General features: G+C 59.7%; 19 protein-coding genes. 18 read left to right on the top strand and 1 reads right to left on the bottom strand.

Annotated features, from left to right (window positions below):
* Positions 1-3 precede the first annotated feature (3 nt).
* The 10 genes from AC1EJ1_RS03250 to AC1EJ1_RS03205 all read left to right on the top strand — a co-directional run bounded on the left by AC1EJ1_RS03250 (position 4) and on the right by AC1EJ1_RS03205 (position 12,612).
* Positions 4-1,668 carry a bifunctional folylpolyglutamate synthase/dihydrofolate synthase gene (locus AC1EJ1_RS03250; protein WP_480295321.1) on the top strand — a complete coding sequence of 555 codons (1,665 nt, stop codon included), beginning with the start codon at positions 4-6 and terminating at the stop codon, positions 1,666-1,668.
* A gap of 86 nt (positions 1,669-1,754) precedes the next feature.
* The gene (gene dhaK, locus AC1EJ1_RS03245; protein WP_058236903.1) at positions 1,755-2,747 is read left to right on the top strand and encodes a dihydroxyacetone kinase subunit DhaK; all 993 of its coding nucleotides are present in this window, start codon (positions 1,755-1,757) and stop codon (positions 2,745-2,747) included.
* Positions 2,748-2,761: 14 nt separating this feature from the next.
* Positions 2,762-3,415: a dihydroxyacetone kinase subunit DhaL gene (gene dhaL / locus AC1EJ1_RS03240; protein ID WP_480295320.1), complete on the top strand. Its 654-nt coding sequence runs from the start codon at positions 2,762-2,764 to the stop codon at positions 3,413-3,415.
* A complete protein-coding gene (gene dhaM / locus AC1EJ1_RS03235) occupies positions 3,412-4,122 on the top strand; it encodes a dihydroxyacetone kinase phosphoryl donor subunit DhaM (RefSeq protein WP_285014076.1) in 711 nt (236 codons plus the stop codon). The genes dhaL and dhaM overlap by 4 nt, the downstream gene beginning before the upstream one ends.
* A gap of 79 nt (positions 4,123-4,201) precedes the next feature.
* Positions 4,202-4,669 (top strand): nucleoside-diphosphate kinase, encoded by a 468-nt coding sequence (gene ndk, locus AC1EJ1_RS03230; RefSeq protein WP_058236704.1) that lies wholly within the window; start codon positions 4,202-4,204, stop codon positions 4,667-4,669.
* A 26-nt stretch (positions 4,670-4,695) separates the two neighbouring features.
* A complete protein-coding gene (smc, locus tag AC1EJ1_RS03225) occupies positions 4,696-8,217 on the top strand; it encodes a chromosome segregation protein SMC (protein ID WP_058236705.1) in 3,522 nt (1,173 codons plus the stop codon).
* Between the two features lie 76 nt (positions 8,218-8,293).
* On the top strand, positions 8,294-8,662 hold the full coding sequence (locus AC1EJ1_RS03220; protein WP_070727205.1) for a hypothetical protein: 369 nt from the start codon (positions 8,294-8,296) through the stop codon (positions 8,660-8,662).
* A gap of 18 nt (positions 8,663-8,680) precedes the next feature.
* Entirely contained in the window at positions 8,681-9,835 is a 1,155-nt protein-coding gene (ftsY, locus tag AC1EJ1_RS03215) for a signal recognition particle-docking protein FtsY (RefSeq protein ID WP_058236707.1), read from the top strand.
* A 66-nt stretch (positions 9,836-9,901) separates the two neighbouring features.
* Entirely contained in the window at positions 9,902-11,494 is a 1,593-nt protein-coding gene (ffh, locus tag AC1EJ1_RS03210; protein WP_058236708.1) for a signal recognition particle protein, read from the top strand.
* Between the two features lie 8 nt (positions 11,495-11,502).
* Entirely contained in the window at positions 11,503-12,612 is a 1,110-nt protein-coding gene (locus AC1EJ1_RS03205) for an amidohydrolase family protein (protein WP_480295319.1), read from the top strand.
* Here the strand turns inward: AC1EJ1_RS03205 and AC1EJ1_RS03200 are convergent.
* Positions 12,568-13,563 (bottom strand): inositol monophosphatase family protein, encoded by a 996-nt coding sequence (locus AC1EJ1_RS03200; RefSeq protein WP_480295318.1) that lies wholly within the window; start codon positions 13,561-13,563, stop codon positions 12,568-12,570. The two genes, AC1EJ1_RS03205 and AC1EJ1_RS03200, sit on opposite strands and share 45 nt — an antisense overlap.
* 262 nt (positions 13,564-13,825) lie before the next feature.
* On the opposite strand from AC1EJ1_RS03200, the gene rpsP reads away from it, so the two are divergent.
* The 8 genes from rpsP (at position 13,826) to AC1EJ1_RS03160 (ending at position 18,861) form a co-directional block, all read left to right on the top strand.
* Positions 13,826-14,353: a 30S ribosomal protein S16 gene (gene rpsP, locus AC1EJ1_RS03195; protein ID WP_070727214.1), complete on the top strand. Its 528-nt coding sequence runs from the start codon at positions 13,826-13,828 to the stop codon at positions 14,351-14,353.
* A complete protein-coding gene (locus tag AC1EJ1_RS03190; protein WP_480295317.1) occupies positions 14,353-14,592 on the top strand; it encodes an RNA-binding protein in 240 nt (79 codons plus the stop codon). Before rpsP ends, AC1EJ1_RS03190 begins: the two co-directional genes overlap by 1 nt.
* A 79-nt stretch (positions 14,593-14,671) precedes the next feature.
* Positions 14,672-15,181 (top strand): ribosome maturation factor RimM, encoded by a 510-nt coding sequence (rimM, locus tag AC1EJ1_RS03185; RefSeq protein ID WP_058236713.1) that lies wholly within the window; start codon positions 14,672-14,674, stop codon positions 15,179-15,181.
* A gap of 4 nt (positions 15,182-15,185) precedes the next feature.
* On the top strand, positions 15,186-16,550 hold the full coding sequence (gene trmD, locus AC1EJ1_RS03180; RefSeq protein ID WP_092648591.1) for a tRNA (guanosine(37)-N1)-methyltransferase TrmD: 1,365 nt from the start codon (positions 15,186-15,188) through the stop codon (positions 16,548-16,550).
* Between the two features lie 171 nt (positions 16,551-16,721).
* Positions 16,722-17,075 carry a 50S ribosomal protein L19 gene (rplS, locus tag AC1EJ1_RS03175; RefSeq protein ID WP_058236715.1) on the top strand — a complete coding sequence of 118 codons (354 nt, stop codon included), beginning with the start codon at positions 16,722-16,724 and terminating at the stop codon, positions 17,073-17,075.
* Between the two features lie 64 nt (positions 17,076-17,139).
* Positions 17,140-17,868 carry a signal peptidase I gene (gene lepB / locus AC1EJ1_RS03170; RefSeq protein ID WP_227469358.1) on the top strand — a complete coding sequence of 243 codons (729 nt, stop codon included), beginning with the start codon at positions 17,140-17,142 and terminating at the stop codon, positions 17,866-17,868.
* Entirely contained in the window at positions 17,868-18,551 is a 684-nt protein-coding gene (locus tag AC1EJ1_RS03165; RefSeq protein ID WP_058236716.1) for a ribonuclease HII, read from the top strand. The genes lepB and AC1EJ1_RS03165 overlap by 1 nt, the downstream gene beginning before the upstream one ends.
* Positions 18,552-18,558: 7 nt before the next feature.
* Positions 18,559-18,861, top strand: coding sequence for a DUF2469 domain-containing protein (locus tag AC1EJ1_RS03160; RefSeq protein WP_058236717.1), 303 nt, complete (start codon positions 18,559-18,561; stop codon positions 18,859-18,861).
* The last annotated feature ends 130 nt before the right edge of the window (positions 18,862-18,991 follow it).

Here is an 18,991-nt window from a genome sequence, read left to right as displayed (position 1 = left end):
TCCATGAGTGACCATCCCGCCTTCTTTGGCTCCGACGAGGAACCCAGTGGCATTCCTGCGGATTTGCTGCCCTACCTTGAGGCTGCAGATGAGCCATCTGAGGCGGACCGTCAGGCCGACCAGGCTCGTCAGGAAGCCGAAGAAGCGGCGGATCGGGCAGACCGGGAGCGAGCCGAGGCATTGCGTGCACTGGTAGAGAATTCGCTCCTGCTCGGACCCGATCCGTCGATCCTGGCTGAAATCGAATCAGATGAGGACGAGGACGGGACACCCTCGGACGAAGAAGATCACGAACGCATGCTCGACGACGCGCAGCAGGCTGCCCAGGAACGCGCGGAAGTGGCACGCATCTACGAATCAATTGTGGCGCGCGCCCCGGAACACAAAGTCCAACCCAGCCTGGAGCGCGTGTCTCGCGTGATGGATATTCTGGACGATCCCCACACGTCTTACCCGAGCGTGCATATCACGGGCACGAATGGCAAAACGACAACTGCACGCATGATGGATGCCCTGCTGGGAGCGCTGGGCCTGCGCACGGGCCGTTTCACGTCGCCGCACCTGCTGGACGTTCGCGAACGCATCTGCCTGGACGGAGAGCCCATCTCGCACCGGGCCTTCATTGATGCCTACCACGATGTGCAGCCCTATATCGACATGGTTGACCACAGCTCGATCGAGCAGGGTGGCCCGACACTGTCGTTCTTCGAAGTTTTCACTGTCATGGCGTTGGCTGCATTCGCAGACTATCCGGTCGACGCGGCTGTGGTGGAAGTCGGTATGGGAGGCACGTGGGATTCCACCAACGTGGTGGACGGTCAGGTCGGTGTCATTATGCCGATCGACGTTGATCACCAAAAGTGGCTGGGCAAGACGGTCACGGACATTGCCCATGAAAAGGCCGGCATCATCAAACCCGGCCAGATCACTGTTGTTGCCCACCAGCGTGACGAGGTGCTCGAGATTCTGCGCGAGCGCGCCGACCAGGTGGGTGCGCGCCTCCTGGTGGAGGGCACAGACTTTGAGGTCGTGACTCGTGAAAGGGCAGTAGGCGGGCAGCTCATGTCACTGCGCACTCCGCATGCGATGTACACCGATATTTTCCTTCCCCTTCATGGCGAGCACCAGGCGCACAATGCCGCGGCCGCTTTGGCAGGTGTGGAAGCGTTCATCGGTGAGCGCGCATTGGACGCGCAGGTGGTCGAGCAGGCATTCGGTGCAGTGACATCACCGGGCAGGCTGCAGGTCGTGCGACGCTCACCCATGATCATCGTGGATGGAGCCCACAACCCGGCAGGTGCGCGTACCGTTCGCGCCGCCATCGACGATCTCGGTCTGGCTCACGTGGTCGGCGTGTTCGCGGCGATGGCGGATAAGGACGTGGACACGATGCTCGGCGAAGTTGAACCCGTGATGGACGAGCTGATCGTCACCCAGATGGATTCTGAGCGGGCGATGGAACTCGACGACGTGCAGGCCATTGCTGAGGATGTCTTCGATGATACGAGGGTGAGTCGGATTCCTGACATCGCCGAAGCAATAGCGGAAGCTGCCACCCGTGTGGAAACACGCGCTGAGCCGGGTGAAAATGTGGCCGTCATCGTGTTCGGCTCGATTGTACTGGCAGGGCAGGCCACGCAGATCGTCTCCCAGGCTAACGGCCGCTGACTTCCACGAGTGTCGCCGTTTCCGTGGTTAAAATCCATGAAGGATGGCACCATGGATGTGAGATTGATTGGTTCAAGGAGGCACTGGTGAAAAAACTGGTCAACGACGTTCATCAAGTAGTTGAGCAGGCTCTGCAAGGCTTCGGTGGTGTGTACGCCGACCTCGTCACCGTCCATACGAATCCAGCCTATGTCACTCGTGCACAGGCGAAGGATCAGGGGAAGGTTGCCATCGTCTCTGGTGGTGGGTCGGGCCACGAACCATTACATGCGGGATACGTTGGGAAAGGCATGCTGGATGCCGCTGTGCCCGGTGCCGTGTTCACGTCACCGACACCTGACCCGATCGCGCAGGCCGCATTGGCTGTCGAACGCGGAGCGGGCGTGCTGTTCATCGTCAAGAACTACACGGGCGATGTCCTCAACTTTGAAACCGCTGCCGAACTGGTGCAGATGGACGACATCGACGTTGCCACCGTTACCGTCAATGATGATGTCGCAGTGGAGGACTCGCTTTATACAGCCGGACGACGGGGCGTGGCAGGCACGGTTCTAGTGGAGAAGATCGCTGGCGCAGCAGCCGAACGCGGAGACGATCTGGACACTGTCACCCGCATCGCTCAGCACGTGATCGACAATGTCCGATCGATGGGATTGGCACTGGGGCCCTGCACCGTGCCACATGCAGGACGCCCGTCCTTTGAACTGGGTGACAACGAGATTGAACTGGGGATCGGAATCCACGGCGAACCGGGATACCGGCGCGGTCAGATGGAAACTGCGGACACGCTGACTGAGGAACTTTACGACAAGGTTCGCTCCGATCTGGCCCTCGAAGCAGGCGAATCCGTGATTGCGCTGGTCAACGGCATGGGCGGAACCCCGCTCAGCGAGCTGTACATTGTGTACCGTCACGTGGCCGAATTGCTGCAGCGTGACGGAATCAATCTGGCACGCAGCCTTGTCGGTGACTACGTGACGTCACTGGAAATGCCGGGTGTTTCGGTTACCCTATTACGGGCGGACAACGACATCGTGGAGCTTTTCGATGCTCCCGTATGCACGCCGGCCTGGAAATGACATCAGGAGCATAGATGAGTGAGACGCTAAACGAGCAGTGGATCCGCGAATGGATGATGACTGCTGTGCACACGATCGCAGACAACAGAGAATATCTGATTGACCTGGATCGACACATCGGGGATGGCGACCACGGTGAGAATATGGATCGCGGTTTCAGTGCCGTTCGCGACGCGATGGAGTCCGATGACCATGCGCACGAAGCTGCAGCGGCCCTGCTCAAAACAGTTGCGAAGACCCTGATGTCCACGGTTGGCGGAGCTGCCGGCCCACTGTATGGCACAGCGTTCCTGCGCGCATCACAGGCACTGACAGGACAGGAAATCTCCGCCCGGGACGTGGTGGCCATGTTCGACGCAGCATTGGAAGGCATCCAGGCCCGAGGCAAGGCAGAAGAAGGCGAAAAGACGATGGTCGATGCGTGGGCACCGGCCGCTCGCGCCGCTCATGATGCTGCCAAAGTGGAGCGCCCGATCTGCGAGATTCTCGAGGCCGCCGCGCGCGCTGCCGAAGAAGGCGTTGAAGCCACGATCGACATGCAGGCCGCGAAGGGGCGCGCATCATATCTGGGGCCGCGCTCAGTAGGCCACCGCGATCCTGGAGCCGCCTCCTCAGCGATGATTATTCGAGCTGCGGCTAAGGGCGCAAAGTCGGTGGATAACCGATGAGCTCAAGAGTCGCCCTCGTAATCGTGTCCCACAGTGACCTCCTGGCGAGGGGCGTGCGGGAAGTAGCAGAGCAGATGGCACCCGACGTGCACATCGAATGCGCGGGGGGAATTCAGGACGGCTCGCTGGGCACCTCCTACGACAAGGTTGCCTCTGCGATTACCCGCGCACTCGGAGCAATCGAGACCGGCCATGACGGTGCAGGCGTCGTGTGTCTGACCGACATGGGCTCAGCAGATCTGACCGTGGAATCCGTCCAGGAAATGGAAGACTTCGAGGCGTTGGAACACGCGCATGCTCCACTCGTTGAAGGCACCATTGCTGCTGCGATCAGTGCGCAATCAGGCAGTAGTCGCAGTGAGGTGCGCGCCGCAGCTGAACGGGCTGGCGCTCCTGACACGCCGCGTTCTGCCGCCTCCCCGGTGGGACGCGTCGTGATTCACGAAAACGAAGACACCGCTGACCACGTTGTGACGGCAACTGCGCGAGTGGCCGACCCGGTAGGGCTCCATGCGCGTCCGGCTGCATTGTTGGCTCGCTTAGCTGGCTCATTCGATGCAGAAGTATTCGTCAACGGAGCCGATGCAGGGTCAGCGTTGGAAGTGATGGCGCTGGGAGTGCGTCAGGGTGACATTGTGCAGCTGCGTGCCACAGGACCGCAGGCACAGGAAGCAATAGATGCACTGGTCGACAAGCTCGAAGAGTGACTGCATAATAATGTAGGTCTTTTGACCTAGTGGCCGAAAGGCTGCATGAAGTGCACGATCATCTACGAGGGGGAATGCTATGTCGGCACACGAACGCACAGACGGCTCCCATGAACGCACACTGGTGCTGGTCAAGCCTGATGGATACAGGCGAGGATTGACAGGCGAAGTGCTGCGACGGATTGAATCAAAGGGATACAAGCTGGTTGGTCTGAAAGTTCAGCAAGCCTCTGAAGAATTGCTTCAGGAACATTACCATGAACACCGCCATCGCCATTTCTACCCTGCATTGATCGAATTCATGTCGTCTGGACCGCTCGTGGCTGCCGTTGTCGAAGGGACACGCGTTGTCGACGGAGTGCGCCGACTAATCGGCTCAACCGACCCGACTGACGCCGAGCCAGGAACAATCCGTGGCGACTTGGGCCGCGCGTGGGGACGCGCAACCGCGGAAAATATCGTGCACGGATCAGATTCGCCGCACTCTGCCCAACGCGAGATTGCCCTGTGGTTCCCGGAGCTTGCCGACGATGCAATGCACGCTTAACTGCCTTTTTACGTATTCTTAAAGACGTGCACCTGAAAAATTTAACGTTACGAGGCTTTAAATCCTTTGCTTCGGCGACAACGCTGCGTTTAGAACCCGGCATCACGTGTGTAGTCGGCCCGAACGGGTCGGGCAAATCGAACGTCGTCGATGCTCTTGCCTGGGTCATGGGCGAACAAGGTGCCAAAACGTTGCGCGGTGGACAGATGGCGGACATCATCTTCGCCGGAACATCCTCGCGAGCACCGTTGGGGCGTGCTCAAGTTGATCTGACCATCGACAACACCGATCGGGCCCTGCCCATCGACTACTCAGAAGTGACGATCTCGCGCACATTGTTCCGCGGTGGGGGATCAGAGTATGCCATCAACGGCACCCCAGCGCGCCTGCTCGATGTTCAGGAACTCCTGTCCGACACGGGTATGGGCAGGCAGATGCATGTCATCGTGGGTCAGGGACAACTCGATCAGATCCTTTCGTCAACACCTGAGGAACGTCGAGGTTTCATCGAAGAAGCCGCCGGTGTTCTCAAGCATCGCCGACGTAAGGAACGCGCCCTGCGCAAGCTTGAGCAAATGGATCAGAATCTGGTGAGGGTCCTCGACCTCACGCAGGAAATCCACCGCCAGCTTGGCCCACTGGCACGCCAGGCTGCAACGGCCCGCCGTGCACAATCGATACAGGCTCGTGTTCGTGACGCAAAGGCACGCCTGATTGCAGATGAGATCGTTGACCTTCGCGACCGCCTGAATGCGCACGACGAATCCGACCAGGTGCGTACCCAGAAGACTCAGGAATTGCGTGTTCACGCGCGCGAGCTGACAGAAAGTATTCAACTTTGTGAACAGCGCGAACGCGAAGCCGATCCGCGTTTGACTGAGGCGAATACCGCTTGGCGTGACCTCACTGCGATCGGGGAGTCCTTGCGCGCAACAGTTCTGATGGCCCGCGACAAGATTGCCTCCCTCGAACGTCCACTTGATGCGCCCTCCGGTGACGATCCTGACGAACTGGACAGGCGTGCCGATGAGGCCAGTGCCGAGGACGCCGAGCTTCTGCGCACAGTAGAAGAGTGCCGACGGCGCCTGCAGGAGGCTATCAGTGCTCGTGAGGAGGCGGAGCAGCGTGATGAAGAAGCCCACGGGACGCTGTCCGGCATCACGCGCCAGATAGCGGATCGACGTGAGAAGATCGCACGTCTGACAGGCGACGTCGAATCTGCGCGCTCACGCCTCGTAGCTGCCGAAGCTGAGGAAAATCGAGCAGAAGAACTGGTGCGCGCCGCGCGCAAACGTCAGGAGGAAGCCGAGAAAGCCCTCCGAAAGACGCCTGCTCCCGATGGCGAGGGTAGCGAAGACACTGCTGCGCGCAACCACTCGCAGGCTTCCGTCAAACGCGATGAAGCCCGAAGTCAGGTTGACGCTTTGGTGGCGCGTGAGCGGGAAGCACGCGCCGAGCGAGCCAGGTGGGAGTCGCGCCGTGACACGTTGGCTGAGCAGCTCGCACCCGACGACGCAACTTCGACATTGGCAGGCCGCTCCGGTGTCCTCGGAACGGTCCCTGAAGCCTTGACCATTGAGCCGGGCTGGGAAGATGCCATTGCCGCAGCACTGTTCCCACTGGCTGATGCCGCGATCGTCGACGGAACGGCGAACGGAATAGACTGCCTGCGTCACGCCCGCGAACACCAACAAGGACAGATGCGCATGATGCGCGCCGGTGACGGCGACGGCAATAACGAGGTGGAACCGCAGCCACGTGGTCCCCTTCCGTCTGGAGCGCGCTGGGCGCTGGACGTCATCACCCACGCGCACTCGGTTTCGCGCAGCGTCACGAAGCTGCTCGAAAGCGTCGTCGTGTGCCGGGATCTCGACGAAGTGCAGGACTTGCTGGAGCATCCCGACGTTCGAACAGTGGTCACGTCCAACGGTGATGTTGTCACGGGGGAGTCACTGATCGGATCTGGCCACTCCACTTCCTCGGTGTTGAGTGTGCGCGCTCAGTACGAACAGGCCGTTGAGGGAGCGCGCCACGCCCTCGATGACGAACAGAAGGCCTCTGAACAGCTGGTTCACGCAAATAAGGTACTCGATCAGGCGATCCGCGCTGCCAACGAAGCGCTCAAAGCCTTGCGTGCCCAGGACTCGCAGCGCGCAAAGCTCGCTGAAGCATACGCGCGCGCCCAGTCGGCAGCCAAGGCTGCTCAGGCAGAGACACAAAGGTGCGAGGCGACCGCACGTAAAGTCGCCGAGCATGTTCAATGGGCACGCAGCCAGGTGGATACCGCCGACGAGCGGCTGAGCACCTCCAAAGACATGGAACCGGCTCCCGACGCTGAGCCGGCTCAACAGAGAGCAGGCGAAGCCGCGCGCATAGCCCGCGAAGCTCGCGAACATGAGACGGCCACGCGTCTGGAACTTCGCACCAATGAAGAACGGTCGAGACAAAGCGGAGGAAGGGCTCGAGCTCTCAGGCAGGCAGCAGCGCGCAGCCGTGAGGAGCGCAGCCGATACGCCCAACGTGAGGACCAGCGCCGGCGCAAGCTGCTCATTGCCCAACGCGTTGCCGAACAGGCTCAGTACGGCGTGGACGTTGCCGCTCGAATCGTTGAGCACTGGGAACACCTGCGCGCCGAAGCTGAATCACTGCGTCAGCAGTCAAGCCATGAGCGCATCGAATTGCGCGCCGCGCTCGATGCCGTCAATGCTGAAATTGCCGAGATCACCGGCCTGGCACACCAGGACGAAATCGCACGTGCACAGACCATGATGCGCTTGGAACAGGCGACCGCCCGGTCGATGGAGGAACTCAGCCTGGAAGCTGACCAGCTCATCGAAGAATTCGGCCCCCATAACCTCGTGCCGGATTTTTCAGGCGAGGGCGACCCGACTGCCTTTTCGCGCCCCGAACAGGAAAAGGCACTGGCGGCTGCTGAACGTGACCTGGCAAAACTTGGCCGCGTGAACCCACTGGCACTGGAGGAACACGAAGCACTGTCCAAGCGCCACGAATTCCTGGTTTCCCAGGTCAATGATCTGAAATCGTCGAAAGCCGATTTGCTGCATATCATTGACGACGTCGATCGCCTGGTCGAAGACGCATTCACCACCGCGTTTAACGACACGCGCGAACAGTTTGCCCACACCTTCGAGGTCCTTTTCCCCAACGGCGAGGGCAACCTGACGCTGACGGATCCAGATTCGATGCTGACAACGGGCATCGAGATCGAAGCCAGGCCGGCGGGCAAGAAGGTCAAGCGCCTGTCACTGCTGTCCGGCGGAGAACGCTCCCTGGCAGCTCTGGCATTCCTCATCGCCATCTTCAAGGCGCGTCCCTCACCGTTCTATGTCATGGACGAGGTTGAGGCCGCCCTCGACGATGTGAACCTGACGCGATTGCTCGAAATCTTCCGGGAGCTGCAGGAAGAAAGCCAGCTGATTGTTATCACCCACCAGAAACGCACGATGGAAATCGCTGATGCGCTCTACGGCGTGACGATGCGTGACGGGGTCACAACCGTCGTCTCGCAGCGCCTGGCAGATGCTTAGGAGATCACAGATAACAAATTGAGCATGTGCGGCGTTTACTGTGGCTCTCGCTGGCGTCACACATGACAATGAAGACATGTTTGGTTCTCTTGTGGTCATCGTGCTGACAACGTTGGTTGTTGTGGCTCTGGCAGGAGGCGTCCTGGCAAGCCTGGCCTTGTCACGCCGAGGCGCCCAATCATGGCAGTCTCTTTGGAAAGACCAGTCGAAACGCTGGGCTGACCCGGCGCGAACAGATGAGGACGCGGATATCGATCCTCAGCTTGTCAGCCTGGACACGATGCTCCGGAGCAATGGGCGAGACGGCTCGGCGTATGTCGATGCGACCGACCTGCCTGGATATGAACGCCTCGAGGATGCAGCAGTACGTGTCGAAGAGGCGGCCACACGCATGGAGGCTGCATCGCGGCGCGGACGCGTGCGTAAAATGCAACTCACGCATTAAATAGGCCATGATAGGACTATGAACACTTTCACCGATTTTGTGACAAGTCCGATCGGTCTGGTATGCCTGTTGGTTCTCGTTGCCCTTGTGGGCGTGGGAATCTGGTGGGGCGTACGAGGACGACAGTCCAGCCCCGAACTTGAAGAACGCCGCACACCCACTATTGAGAGCGGTCAGACCACTGCGGCTCCTGACGTTGAGACGCAACCGCGTACCGAAACCCCTGAATCCGTTCCCTCCCGCATGCAACGTCTGCGCGGACGCCTCGCGCAGTCTGGCGCTATCGGACATGCGCTCCTTTCAGTTCTCTCGCGCGCGCAGCTCAACGCGGCAGACTGGGAAGAGATCGAAGATTCACTTCTGATGGCCGACCTGGGATTGCCGGCCACCGAAGAACTCATGGAGCGGCTGCGCACCCGCGTCAAGGTTGAGGGACATTCAGATGCCGAGTCAGCCCGCACGATTGTACGCGAAGAGCTTCTGGCACTGGTCGACCCGACTATGGATCGTTCCCTGCATTGCGAGCCGCACATTGATGAAAACGGCACCAAGGTCAGTGCGTCTGTGCTGGTGATCGGCGTCAATGGAACAGGTAAGACGACGACGATTGGCAAACTGGCCCGGTTGCTTGTTGCACAGGACAAGACAGTCCTGCTCGGTGCTGCTGATACATTCCGCGCCGCAGCGGCTGACCAGCTGGAGACGTGGGGCAACCGCGTGGGGGTTGACGTGGTCCGATCCGACCGTGAAGGCGCCGATCCCGCATCCGTCGCTTTTGATGCCGTACACCGCGGTGTCGACGACGGCGTTGACGTCGTGATTGTGGACACGGCGGGTCGACTGCAAAACAAGTCAGGTCTGATGGATGAGCTCGGGAAAGTCAAGCGCGTCATGGAACGTGTCAGTCCCGTTGACGAGGTCCTCCTGGTCCTCGATGCGACGACCGGCCAAAACGGTATGCGCCAGGCGGAAATTTTCGCAGAAGTGGCTGGAGTGACAGGAATCGTCCTGACGAAGCTGGATGGCACCGCAAAGGGCGGAATCGTGGTGTCGGTCCAAAGGGAACTCGGAGTTCCTGTCAAGCTGGTGGGGCTGGGAGAGGGCGTCGACGATCTGGCGCCCTTCGATGCCGAGTCATTCATTCAGGCAATTGTGGGACAGCCTGCCACGTAAGCACACGGCGCCGTGGGTGCGCTAGTGTAAGACCATTGCGTCCACATCGGAGAAGGAAGGGATCCAGTGTTCTCCAACCTGTCAGATCGTCTCACTGAGTCGTTCAAACAACTTCGCGGGCACGGTATTCTCAGCGAATCTGACGTTGATGAAACAGTCAGTCAGATCCGACGCGCCCTGATTGACGCTGACGTTGCCCTTCCTGTCGTCCGCGAATTTACCGCCGCGGTGCGTGAACGCGCTTACGGAGCGACCCGCTCACAGGGTCTGAACCCCAGTCAGCAGGTTGTGCGTATCGTGCGCGACCAGCTGGTCGAAACCCTCGGCGGCGAAACGCGTGAACTCCACTTCGCTGACCGGGGGCCGACCGTGTTCATGCTGGCCGGCCTTCAGGGTGCCGGTAAGACAACCCTTGCCGGCAAGCTCGGCAAGTGGCTGACGGAAGAAGGCAAGAAGGTCATGCTGATTGCATCGGACCTTCAGCGCCCAAATGCCGTCCAGCAGCTGCAAGTTCTGGGCGAGCGTGCCGGAGTCAAGGTGTGGGCACCGGAGCCGGGGAACGGAGTCGGTGATCCTGTCTACGTGGCGCGAACCGGCGTCAACTACGCCATCAACAATGGTTTCGACGTGGCAATCGTCGATACCGCTGGGCGCCTCGGTGTTGACCGGGAAATGATGGATCAGGCAATCGCGATTCGTGACGCCGTCAATCCGCACGAAATCATGTTCGTCCTGGACGCAATGGTTGGCCAGGATGCCGTGCAGACATCGACCGCGTTCAGGGATGGGGTCGGCTTTACCGGTGTCGTCTTGTCGAAACTTGACGGCGATGCCCGAGGCGGCGCTGCGCTGTCCGTACGCGGCGTGACCGGTGCGCCGATCCTCTTTGCCTCAACGGGCGAAGGCCTTGACGATTTTGAACGATTCCACGCAGACCGCATGGCCGGCCGAATTCTTGATATGGGTGACGTTCTGACCCTGATCGAGCAGGCCGAAAAGAAGATGGATCAGGAGGAAGCCGAGAAGGTCGCTGAGAAGGCCATGAGTGGCCAGCTCACCCTCGAAGACTTCCTGAACCAGCTCCAGCAGGTCCGCAAACTCGGATCCATGCGCAAGGTTCTGGGAATGATTCCGGGAATGGCGCAGATGAAGGACCAGCTCGCCAACTTCGATGAGTCAGAAGTCAACCGTGTCGAAGCAATCGTCCGTTCCATGACGCCCGCCGAACGCAACGACGTCAAGATTCTCAACGGATCGCGCCGTGCTCGTATTGCCCGCGGTTCAGGTACCACGGTGACGGAAGTCAACGCACTGGTCAAGCGCTTCGAAGCAGCCCGCGAGATGATGGGTCAGATGGGCGCTGCCGGCGGCTTCCCCGGAATGGGGAATATGCCGGGACATGGTGGCCGCGCCAAACAGCGTGAAGATGCACGCCGTGCCAAGGCTCAGCGTGCGCGCGTGAAGAAGAAGGCGCGTTCAGGAAACCCAGCCAAGCGTCGCCAGCAGGAACTCGAAGCAATGCTTCCAGCCAGTGAACGCAGGAACAATGCGTCCTCGTCGGGTAGCGCATTCGGCATTGGTCAGGGCCAGGGCGCTGCCCAGCGCCCCTCTATGGACCAACTGCCCGAGGATATTCAGCGCATGCTCAACGGATTCTGACGGATATCATGCGCCTGACAGGAACAGCTCTGTGGCGTCCCTCCTCAGACGGGTCGCAGCCCGCCGCATGGACGCAAGGCTCCTGGTCGATTTGTGACGGCAGAATCTCCACGGCCGCACAGCCTCCGGCCGCGGATGAAGAGGAACTGATCGGGTGGATCATTCCCGGCCTCGTTGACGTGCATTGTCACATTGGCCTGGGTCCTCACGGTCCTGTCGATCAGGAAACACAGAATCAGCAGGCTCAAGCAGACCGTGACAGCGGAGTTCTGCTCATGCGTGACTGCGGCAGTCCTGTCGATACGTCGCATATTCAACACGATCCCACATTGCCGCACTTGATCCGCTGCGGCACACACCTGTCACGCCCTAAACGCTACATTCGTGGCATTTCGCGCGAACTGGCCACGCCCTCGCAACTGCCTGAAGCGGTCGCACAGGAAGCGGCCCGCTCGGATGGATGGGTCAAAATCGTGGGGGACTGGATCGACCGCAGTGAAGGATCAGAATCGGATCTGCGCCCCCTGTGGCCAGGTGAGGTCCTGCGTGACGCAGTTGCCGCCGCGCACGAATCTGGCGCGCGCCTGACCGTTCACACGTTTTCTCACGCAGCAATCGACGATCTGCTGGCAGCCGGCGTCGACGGAATCGAACACGGTTCCGGTATGGACGATGATCAGCTCAGTGAGGCCAGACGGCAAGGTGTTGTCATCACACCCACGCTCTGCCAAATCGAACTCTTCGAATCCTTCGCGCAGGCTGCCGACGGCAAGTTCGCGCGCTACGCGCAGACCATGCGCACGCTTTACGAGGGACGACACGACCATTATGAGCGCCTCTTCGATTCAGGAGTCCACCTGCTTCCCGGAACAGATGCCGGCGGCTACCAGGATCACGGATCCCTTCCAGCAGAACTTGCCCGATGGCACGCGGCAGGCTTGCCGCCAGCCAAGATTCTCGACATCGCGACCTGGCAGGCTCGCGACGCCCTCGGCTATCCCAGTCTGTACGATGGTGCGCCAGCTGACTGCGTGGTCTACGAGGCCGATCCTCGTGCAGACATTACCGAACTGTCACGACCGGTCGCCGTCATCTTGGGCGGGACGCGCGTCGCCTGAGCGCCGGCTGTCAGCCTGGTGAAGAAGCTCCTGGAGGACGGGGGCCTCCATCGAGCCGACCCACGCTGCCACGCCTGGACGCACTCCGTCGGGAAGATCAGTGCCCATCGGGGCATTCACGACGTTCCCGCCTGCCACTTTGACCATGTGGATACCGGCTGCCACATCCCACGGCTTCATCGTCCCGGCCAGCATTGCACCAGCCCTTCCAGACGCGACCATCGCCAGGTCGAGGGCTGCGGCACCTGGCCGACGAACAGCCTGATACGTTGACGCCAGGCGAGCGTATTCTTCAGCTGAACCGGCAGGATCGTCAATGAATGAATGCAGTGACGGGTGATATGACAGCACGACCGCGTCTCGCTCGCTCGTGGGACCCTGGGCGTGAATGTCGATGTCTTCCCCGTCAGTGCGCAGCCACGCATGAGTGAGATCAGCGAGGAACAGGTGATCCATGATCGGAGCATTGATTGCGCCAGCAACGACTGCGCCGTCCAGCTCAGCAGCGATTGACGTGTTGAAATAAGGCATTCCGGCTGCGAAATTCGCCGTCCCGTCGATGGGGTCGACGATCCACCTGACGCGCTCAGCCAGCGACATACAGCGGCGCCTGGCACCCTGAACCAGGGGGGATGTGGGAAATTCGAAGTGCTCGGTGAACTCCTCGGTCGGCCCGTCGAATTTTCGGGGCAGGGTGCGTTCACCAGTTTCCTCACCCAGTACGCGTGAGCCCGGAACAAAATAGCCCAGGAGAACATGCAGCGCAGATTCCACGCGCTTGTCATGTACAGTGACCGGATCGTGGTGGTCAGCTTTGAAGTCAACGGATTCAACGTGGCTGACAGCGCGCCGCAGATAGCTGGCCACGGCGCGCGCTGCAGCCCCCGCCAGGATCGCCAGGTCGTGAGCAATGCGCTCATCATCATTCGTGACGTCACCATGTGTGCTCATAAGGCTATTGTGGTGTTTCGCCCACTGAATTTCCACTTCTCGTGAGCCCTCGTCGTGATCGATCACACGCCAGGAAACAGAGGATGAGAGGAACAAGATCTGGGAATTGAGACCGATGCGTGGCACAATGGAGTGCTGTACCCGGTCGAGGGTTGGTCCCTCTCACCACTCGAGACTGTGTCCAGGATCTATCGTGACATCGTGTTTCCCACCGATACCATGTGCGATCCAACCCGAGTTAGAAACAGGAGTGACCACACAAGTGGCAGTTCGTATTCGTTTGAAGCGCATTGGTAGGATCCATGCGCCCTTCTACCGCGTCGTTGTCGTTGACCAGCGTAAGAAGCGCGATGGTCAGGTCATTGAAGAGGTCGGCATCTATGATCCGACCCGCGACCCCTCCATCATTAAGATCGACTCCGAGCGCGCGCAGTACTGGCTTTCAGTGGGTGCGCAGCCCTCGAACACGGTGCGTAACCTGCTCGTGCTGACCGGTGACATTGCCAAGTTCAACGGCAAGAAGGACGCCGTCTCGCGCGTCAAGGTCGCTGAGACCGATCAGTCAGCAGAAGCCGAAAAGGCCATTAAGGCCGCTGAGGAAGATGCTGAAAAGCGTAAGGCCAAGGTTGCAGCTGAAAAGGAAAAGGCCGAGGCTGAAGCCAAGGCTCAGGCTGAGGCTGAAGCAGCCGAGGCAGCCGAAGCTGAAACCGACGCCCCAGCCGAAGAATCCGCAGAAGAACCGGCTGCCGAGGCAGCCGAGGCTCCAGCTGAGGAAAAGGACGCTGAGTAATGCTGGCCGATGCCTTGGAACACCTTGTCAGCGGAATTGTTGACAATCCTGACGATGTGCGTGTCACGCGGCGGTCGATCCGGCGCGGGCAGCTGCTGGAAGTTCGGGTTAACCCGGATGATCTGGGTCGCGTGATCGGCCGGTCGGGTCGCACCGCACGCGCACTGCGCGCCGTAATGAACGGCCTGTCGACTCGCGGCTTCGTCAGGGTTGACGTGATTGATACTGACCAGGAGTAACAGCGCCAAGGCTGTATATGGCATAGGTGTGGGGTCCGCTCAACATGAGCCGGACCCCACAACACCGTGAGGAGCAAAGATGCAGCTCAGAGCGGCAGTGGTGGGGACGGCCCACGGCCTGAAGGGCGAAGTGTACGTGACAGTCACGACGGACCGGCCCCAGGCGCTGGCTCCCGGCACCACTGTGCACACCTCTCACAGCGAATACAGCACTTTGACGATGCGGTCTTTGCGTGCACACAAAGACCGCGTCCTGGCGGGCTTCGAAGAAATTTCCACCCGCGAACAGGCTGAGGACCTGCGCGGCACGGAATTAATGGTGGATGCCCTCGATGAGGATGACGCGTGGTATCCCCACCAGCTCACCGGACTGGAAGCCGTCACTTTGCTGGGCGAACACCTGGGAACAGTCACCGGTATGCAGCCCGGAGCTGCGCAGGATCTTATCATTGTCGATGCCGATGGCCGGGAAGTACTGGTGCCATTTGTCAGCGCCCTGGTACCGGAAGTCAACGTGGACGAGGGAACCATGACGATTGATCCGATCCCGGGTCTGTTCGACGATAACTACGACATGGACGGAGAATAGCGGCGTGCGAATTGATCTGCTCACCATCTTCCCGCACTACTTTGACGTCTTGGACCTGTCCCTTCTGGGCAAGGCCCAGGACGCGGATCTACTCGACATTCACACCCATGATCTGCGTCAATGGACAACGGATCGTCATCGCACTGTCGATGACGCGCCGTACGGCGGGGGAGCAGGAATGGTGATGCGGCCCGACGTGTGGGGCCGCGGCATCGACCAGGTTCTGAGCGTCGACCTGGATGATTCCCACTCTGACTCCGCCCGAAGAGTCCTCGCGATTCCGACCCCGTCCGGCACGCCGCTGGATCAGCGCCGTGTGGAAAAACTAGCGGAAGTCGACCAGATCATCCTTGCCTGCGGACGATATGAAGGTATCGATCAACGCGTTGCCGACTTCTATCGCGAGCAGGAAGTGGAAGTCCTCGAATACTCCATCGGCGACTACATCCTCAATGGCGGCGAGGCCGCAGCACTCGTCCTTGTCGAATCCGTGTCACGACTGCTCGAGGGTGTCCTCGGCAATCCTGAATCTCTTGACGAAGAATCCTATGGGCCCGATGGCCTGATCGAATATCCCGTGTATACCAGGCCCAGATCGTGGCGCGGCATTGACGTGCCCGACGTGCTCACCAGCGGCAACCACGCCGACATTGACCGGTGGCGCCGTGATCGATCACTGGTCAGAACTGCTCACCGTCGGCCCGACCTCATTGATCGGCTCGATGCACAATGCCTGTCAACCCGCGACAAGGAAGTGCTGGCCGGTGCCGGCACGATCATCACCCCCAAGCGACGCGATGTCATGATACGGCTGGCGCGTGAAGGGGAAGCAGAGGCTCTTTCTGAGCTTGCAGCCAACACGTTCCCACTGGCATGTCCGGACTACGTCAGTCAGGACGATATTGCAGCCTTCATTGAGGAAAGCCTGTCTCCCAGCGAATTTGAACGCATGCTCGCGTCCCCGTCCGTCTACCGGATCCTGGTCGCGCAGTTGCGCGGTGCTTCATCGGAGCTGATCGGCTACACCCTGACTATTCTGTCCGGGCCCGACGGAATGCCTACCCAGATGGTGCGGCCTGGGAAGCTTGAGCTAGGGGCGGCATATCTGTCCAAATGCTACGTGAGAGAATTCTGGCAGGGGTCAGGTGTGGCCGGAGCGATGATCGAGCGTGCGGTCGCAGATGTGGAAGCTCAGGGGCGCAACTCACAGATTGCCCTGGGAACCTCGATCGCCAATAAACGCGCTCAGACGTTCTACAAGCGTCATGGTTTCTCAGTGGCCGGCAGGCGCACGTTCATGGTGGGGGAGAAAGCCAATATCGATGACGTATTCGTGCGTAACATCACGCCGCGATCACGCCACGAATAGCTCACAGGACTTGGGAAGCACCCGATTCTTGTGGCACACTAGAACGTCAGATCAGCTGGGCGTAGCCTGCCGCGGGGGGAGCGCCAGAAAGCACGATCTGCTCAAGAATTGCGGACCAAGATCCGCCGTATAAACGGGACTGACCTGCGGCAGAAACGTTGAGGAGTAAAAATGCAGAAACTGGATGCTGTTGATGCACCGTCATTGCGCGATAACATTCCGGTTTTCCGTGCTGGAGACTCGGTGAAGGTTCACGTACGAGTCGTTGAAGGTAACCGTAGCCGTATTCAGGTCTTCCAGGGGATCGTTATTGCACGCCGTGGTCACGGCGTGTCCGAGACGTTCACCGTCCGAAAGATCTCATTCGGTGTCGGCGTTGAGCGTACCTTCCCGATCCACACGCCTACCATTGACCACATTGAGGTCACTTCCCGCGGTAATGTGCGCCGCGCGAAGCTGTACTACCTGCGTGATCGTCATGGCAAGGCGGCGCGTGTGCGCGAGCACCGCGAGTTCACTGAGTGAACGAGACTCACGAGCGCCCGGTACCTCCACGGTACCGGGCCTCAGTTTCAGAGGAAGTCGACGCGTGAACTACCAACCGATCCAGCACAGAAAGCGCTACCACGACTCCGACCAGGATGACTCTTTGCAGAAGAAGCCAAGCGGTTTCTCATGGTTGAAAGAGTGCGCCATCATCGTGGTGGGCGCACTCGTCCTGTCCACCGTCATTCGCGCTTTTATTTTCCAGATGTTCTGGATTCCCTCGCCCTCGATGCGTTCCACGCTCGTCGAAAATGACCGCATCGTCGTCTCACGAATTTCGACCTTCCGAGGCGATATCGAGCGCGGTGACGTGATCGTGTTCAACGATGCAAAGGGATGGCTTCCTCGCGCAGAATCAGAAGGTGCAGGGAGAATCCTGCGTTCGGTGGGAGAATTTATCGGCATCCTCCCAGCTAACGGCGAACAGACGCTGGTCAAGCGCGTCATCGGAGTAGGCGGAGACCGTGTCCAATGCTGCACCGCGAACGGCGCACTCACCGTCAATGGCCAGGAGATCACCGAACCGTACATTCCTGCAGGCGAACCAGCATCGCGTATGGAATTCGACGTCACCGTCCCCGAAGGATCAGTGTGGGTGATGGGGGACAATCGCCCGAATTCCGCTGACTCACGTTTCCATATGGACCCGCTCGAGAATGCATTCATTGACACTGACGAGATCGTCGGCCGCGCAACGATGGTGCTGTGGCCCCTCGGTCACTGGAGCTGGCTAGGCGATCGTGATGTTTTCTCAGCCGTGAAAGATTCGTGATGCGTCAGCTTCGCCGCTTTGCCACACGTGACGTCGAGTGCGAATTGCTGCAGTCATATCCCACCGTTTTAGGTGTGGACGAAGTGGGACGCGGCGCAATTGCTGGTCCCGTTGCCGTGGGAGTCGCCCTCGTGACTGAAAAATCGGGACCTGCTCCTGTTGGACTTGCAGACTCAAAGATGCTCTCTGCACGCGCTCGAGAAGAGCTCGTTGACCCTATTCACCAGTGGGTCGCCGCCTCGGCAGTCGGCATGGCCAGCCCCGCAGAAATTGACGAGGGTGGCATCATCGGCGCTCTAAGATTGGCAGCATCGCGGGCGATTGAAGCGGTGAGAGGGGATGGTGCCACTATCGGGGTGACTTTACTTGATGGTGTTCATAACTGGCTCGCTGCAGATCTTCTGGGTGTTTCTCCCGTCGGCACTGACGTTTCCATCATGACGCGCGTGCATGGAGATGCAGAATGTGCAGTCATTGCCGCTGCGTCCGTTCTGGCGAAGGTGGAGCGAGACAGATTGATGTGCTCGCTGGAGGATCCAGGATACGACTGGATTCACAATAAAGGGTACGCGTCGCGCACCCATATTGACGCCCTGAGCCGCATGGGTGCGTGTGACCAGCATCGGCGTTCGTGGAAACTTCCCGGCGTGGAGCCCAGCACGAATTTGACGAACAGGGCATGATGATACCGTGAGCGCAGATGATCTGGAAGGCTACGAGAATAGCCTCGAACTTGACCTGTTTCGTGAATACCGCGACGTGATCGGTCTGTTTTCGTACGTGGTGGAAACCGAGCGACGCTTCTATCTGTGCAACAAGGTTGATGTGCAGGCCCGACCGATGGGCGGCGACGTTTTCTTCGAGCTGACGTTGACTGATGCATGGGTGTGGGACATTTACCGCTCTTCTCGCTTCGTGAAGTCAGTGCGGGTCATTACGTATAAGGATGTCAACGTCGAAGAGCTGTCGAAGCCTGAGCTTGACATCCCATAGGCCCTGTAGCCTGTTCAAATAGCTCTATCCACAGGATACTTCCCGGAAGAGATCCTTCCACAGATGCCGTGTGTACAGGCATCGCATCCACAGATACTGAAGCCGCGATAGCCACTGACTCGACCTCGTT

Source organism: Pauljensenia sp. C0170B4, from assembly GCF_056590235.1.
This window is presented reverse-complemented; position numbering and strand designations above follow the sequence as displayed.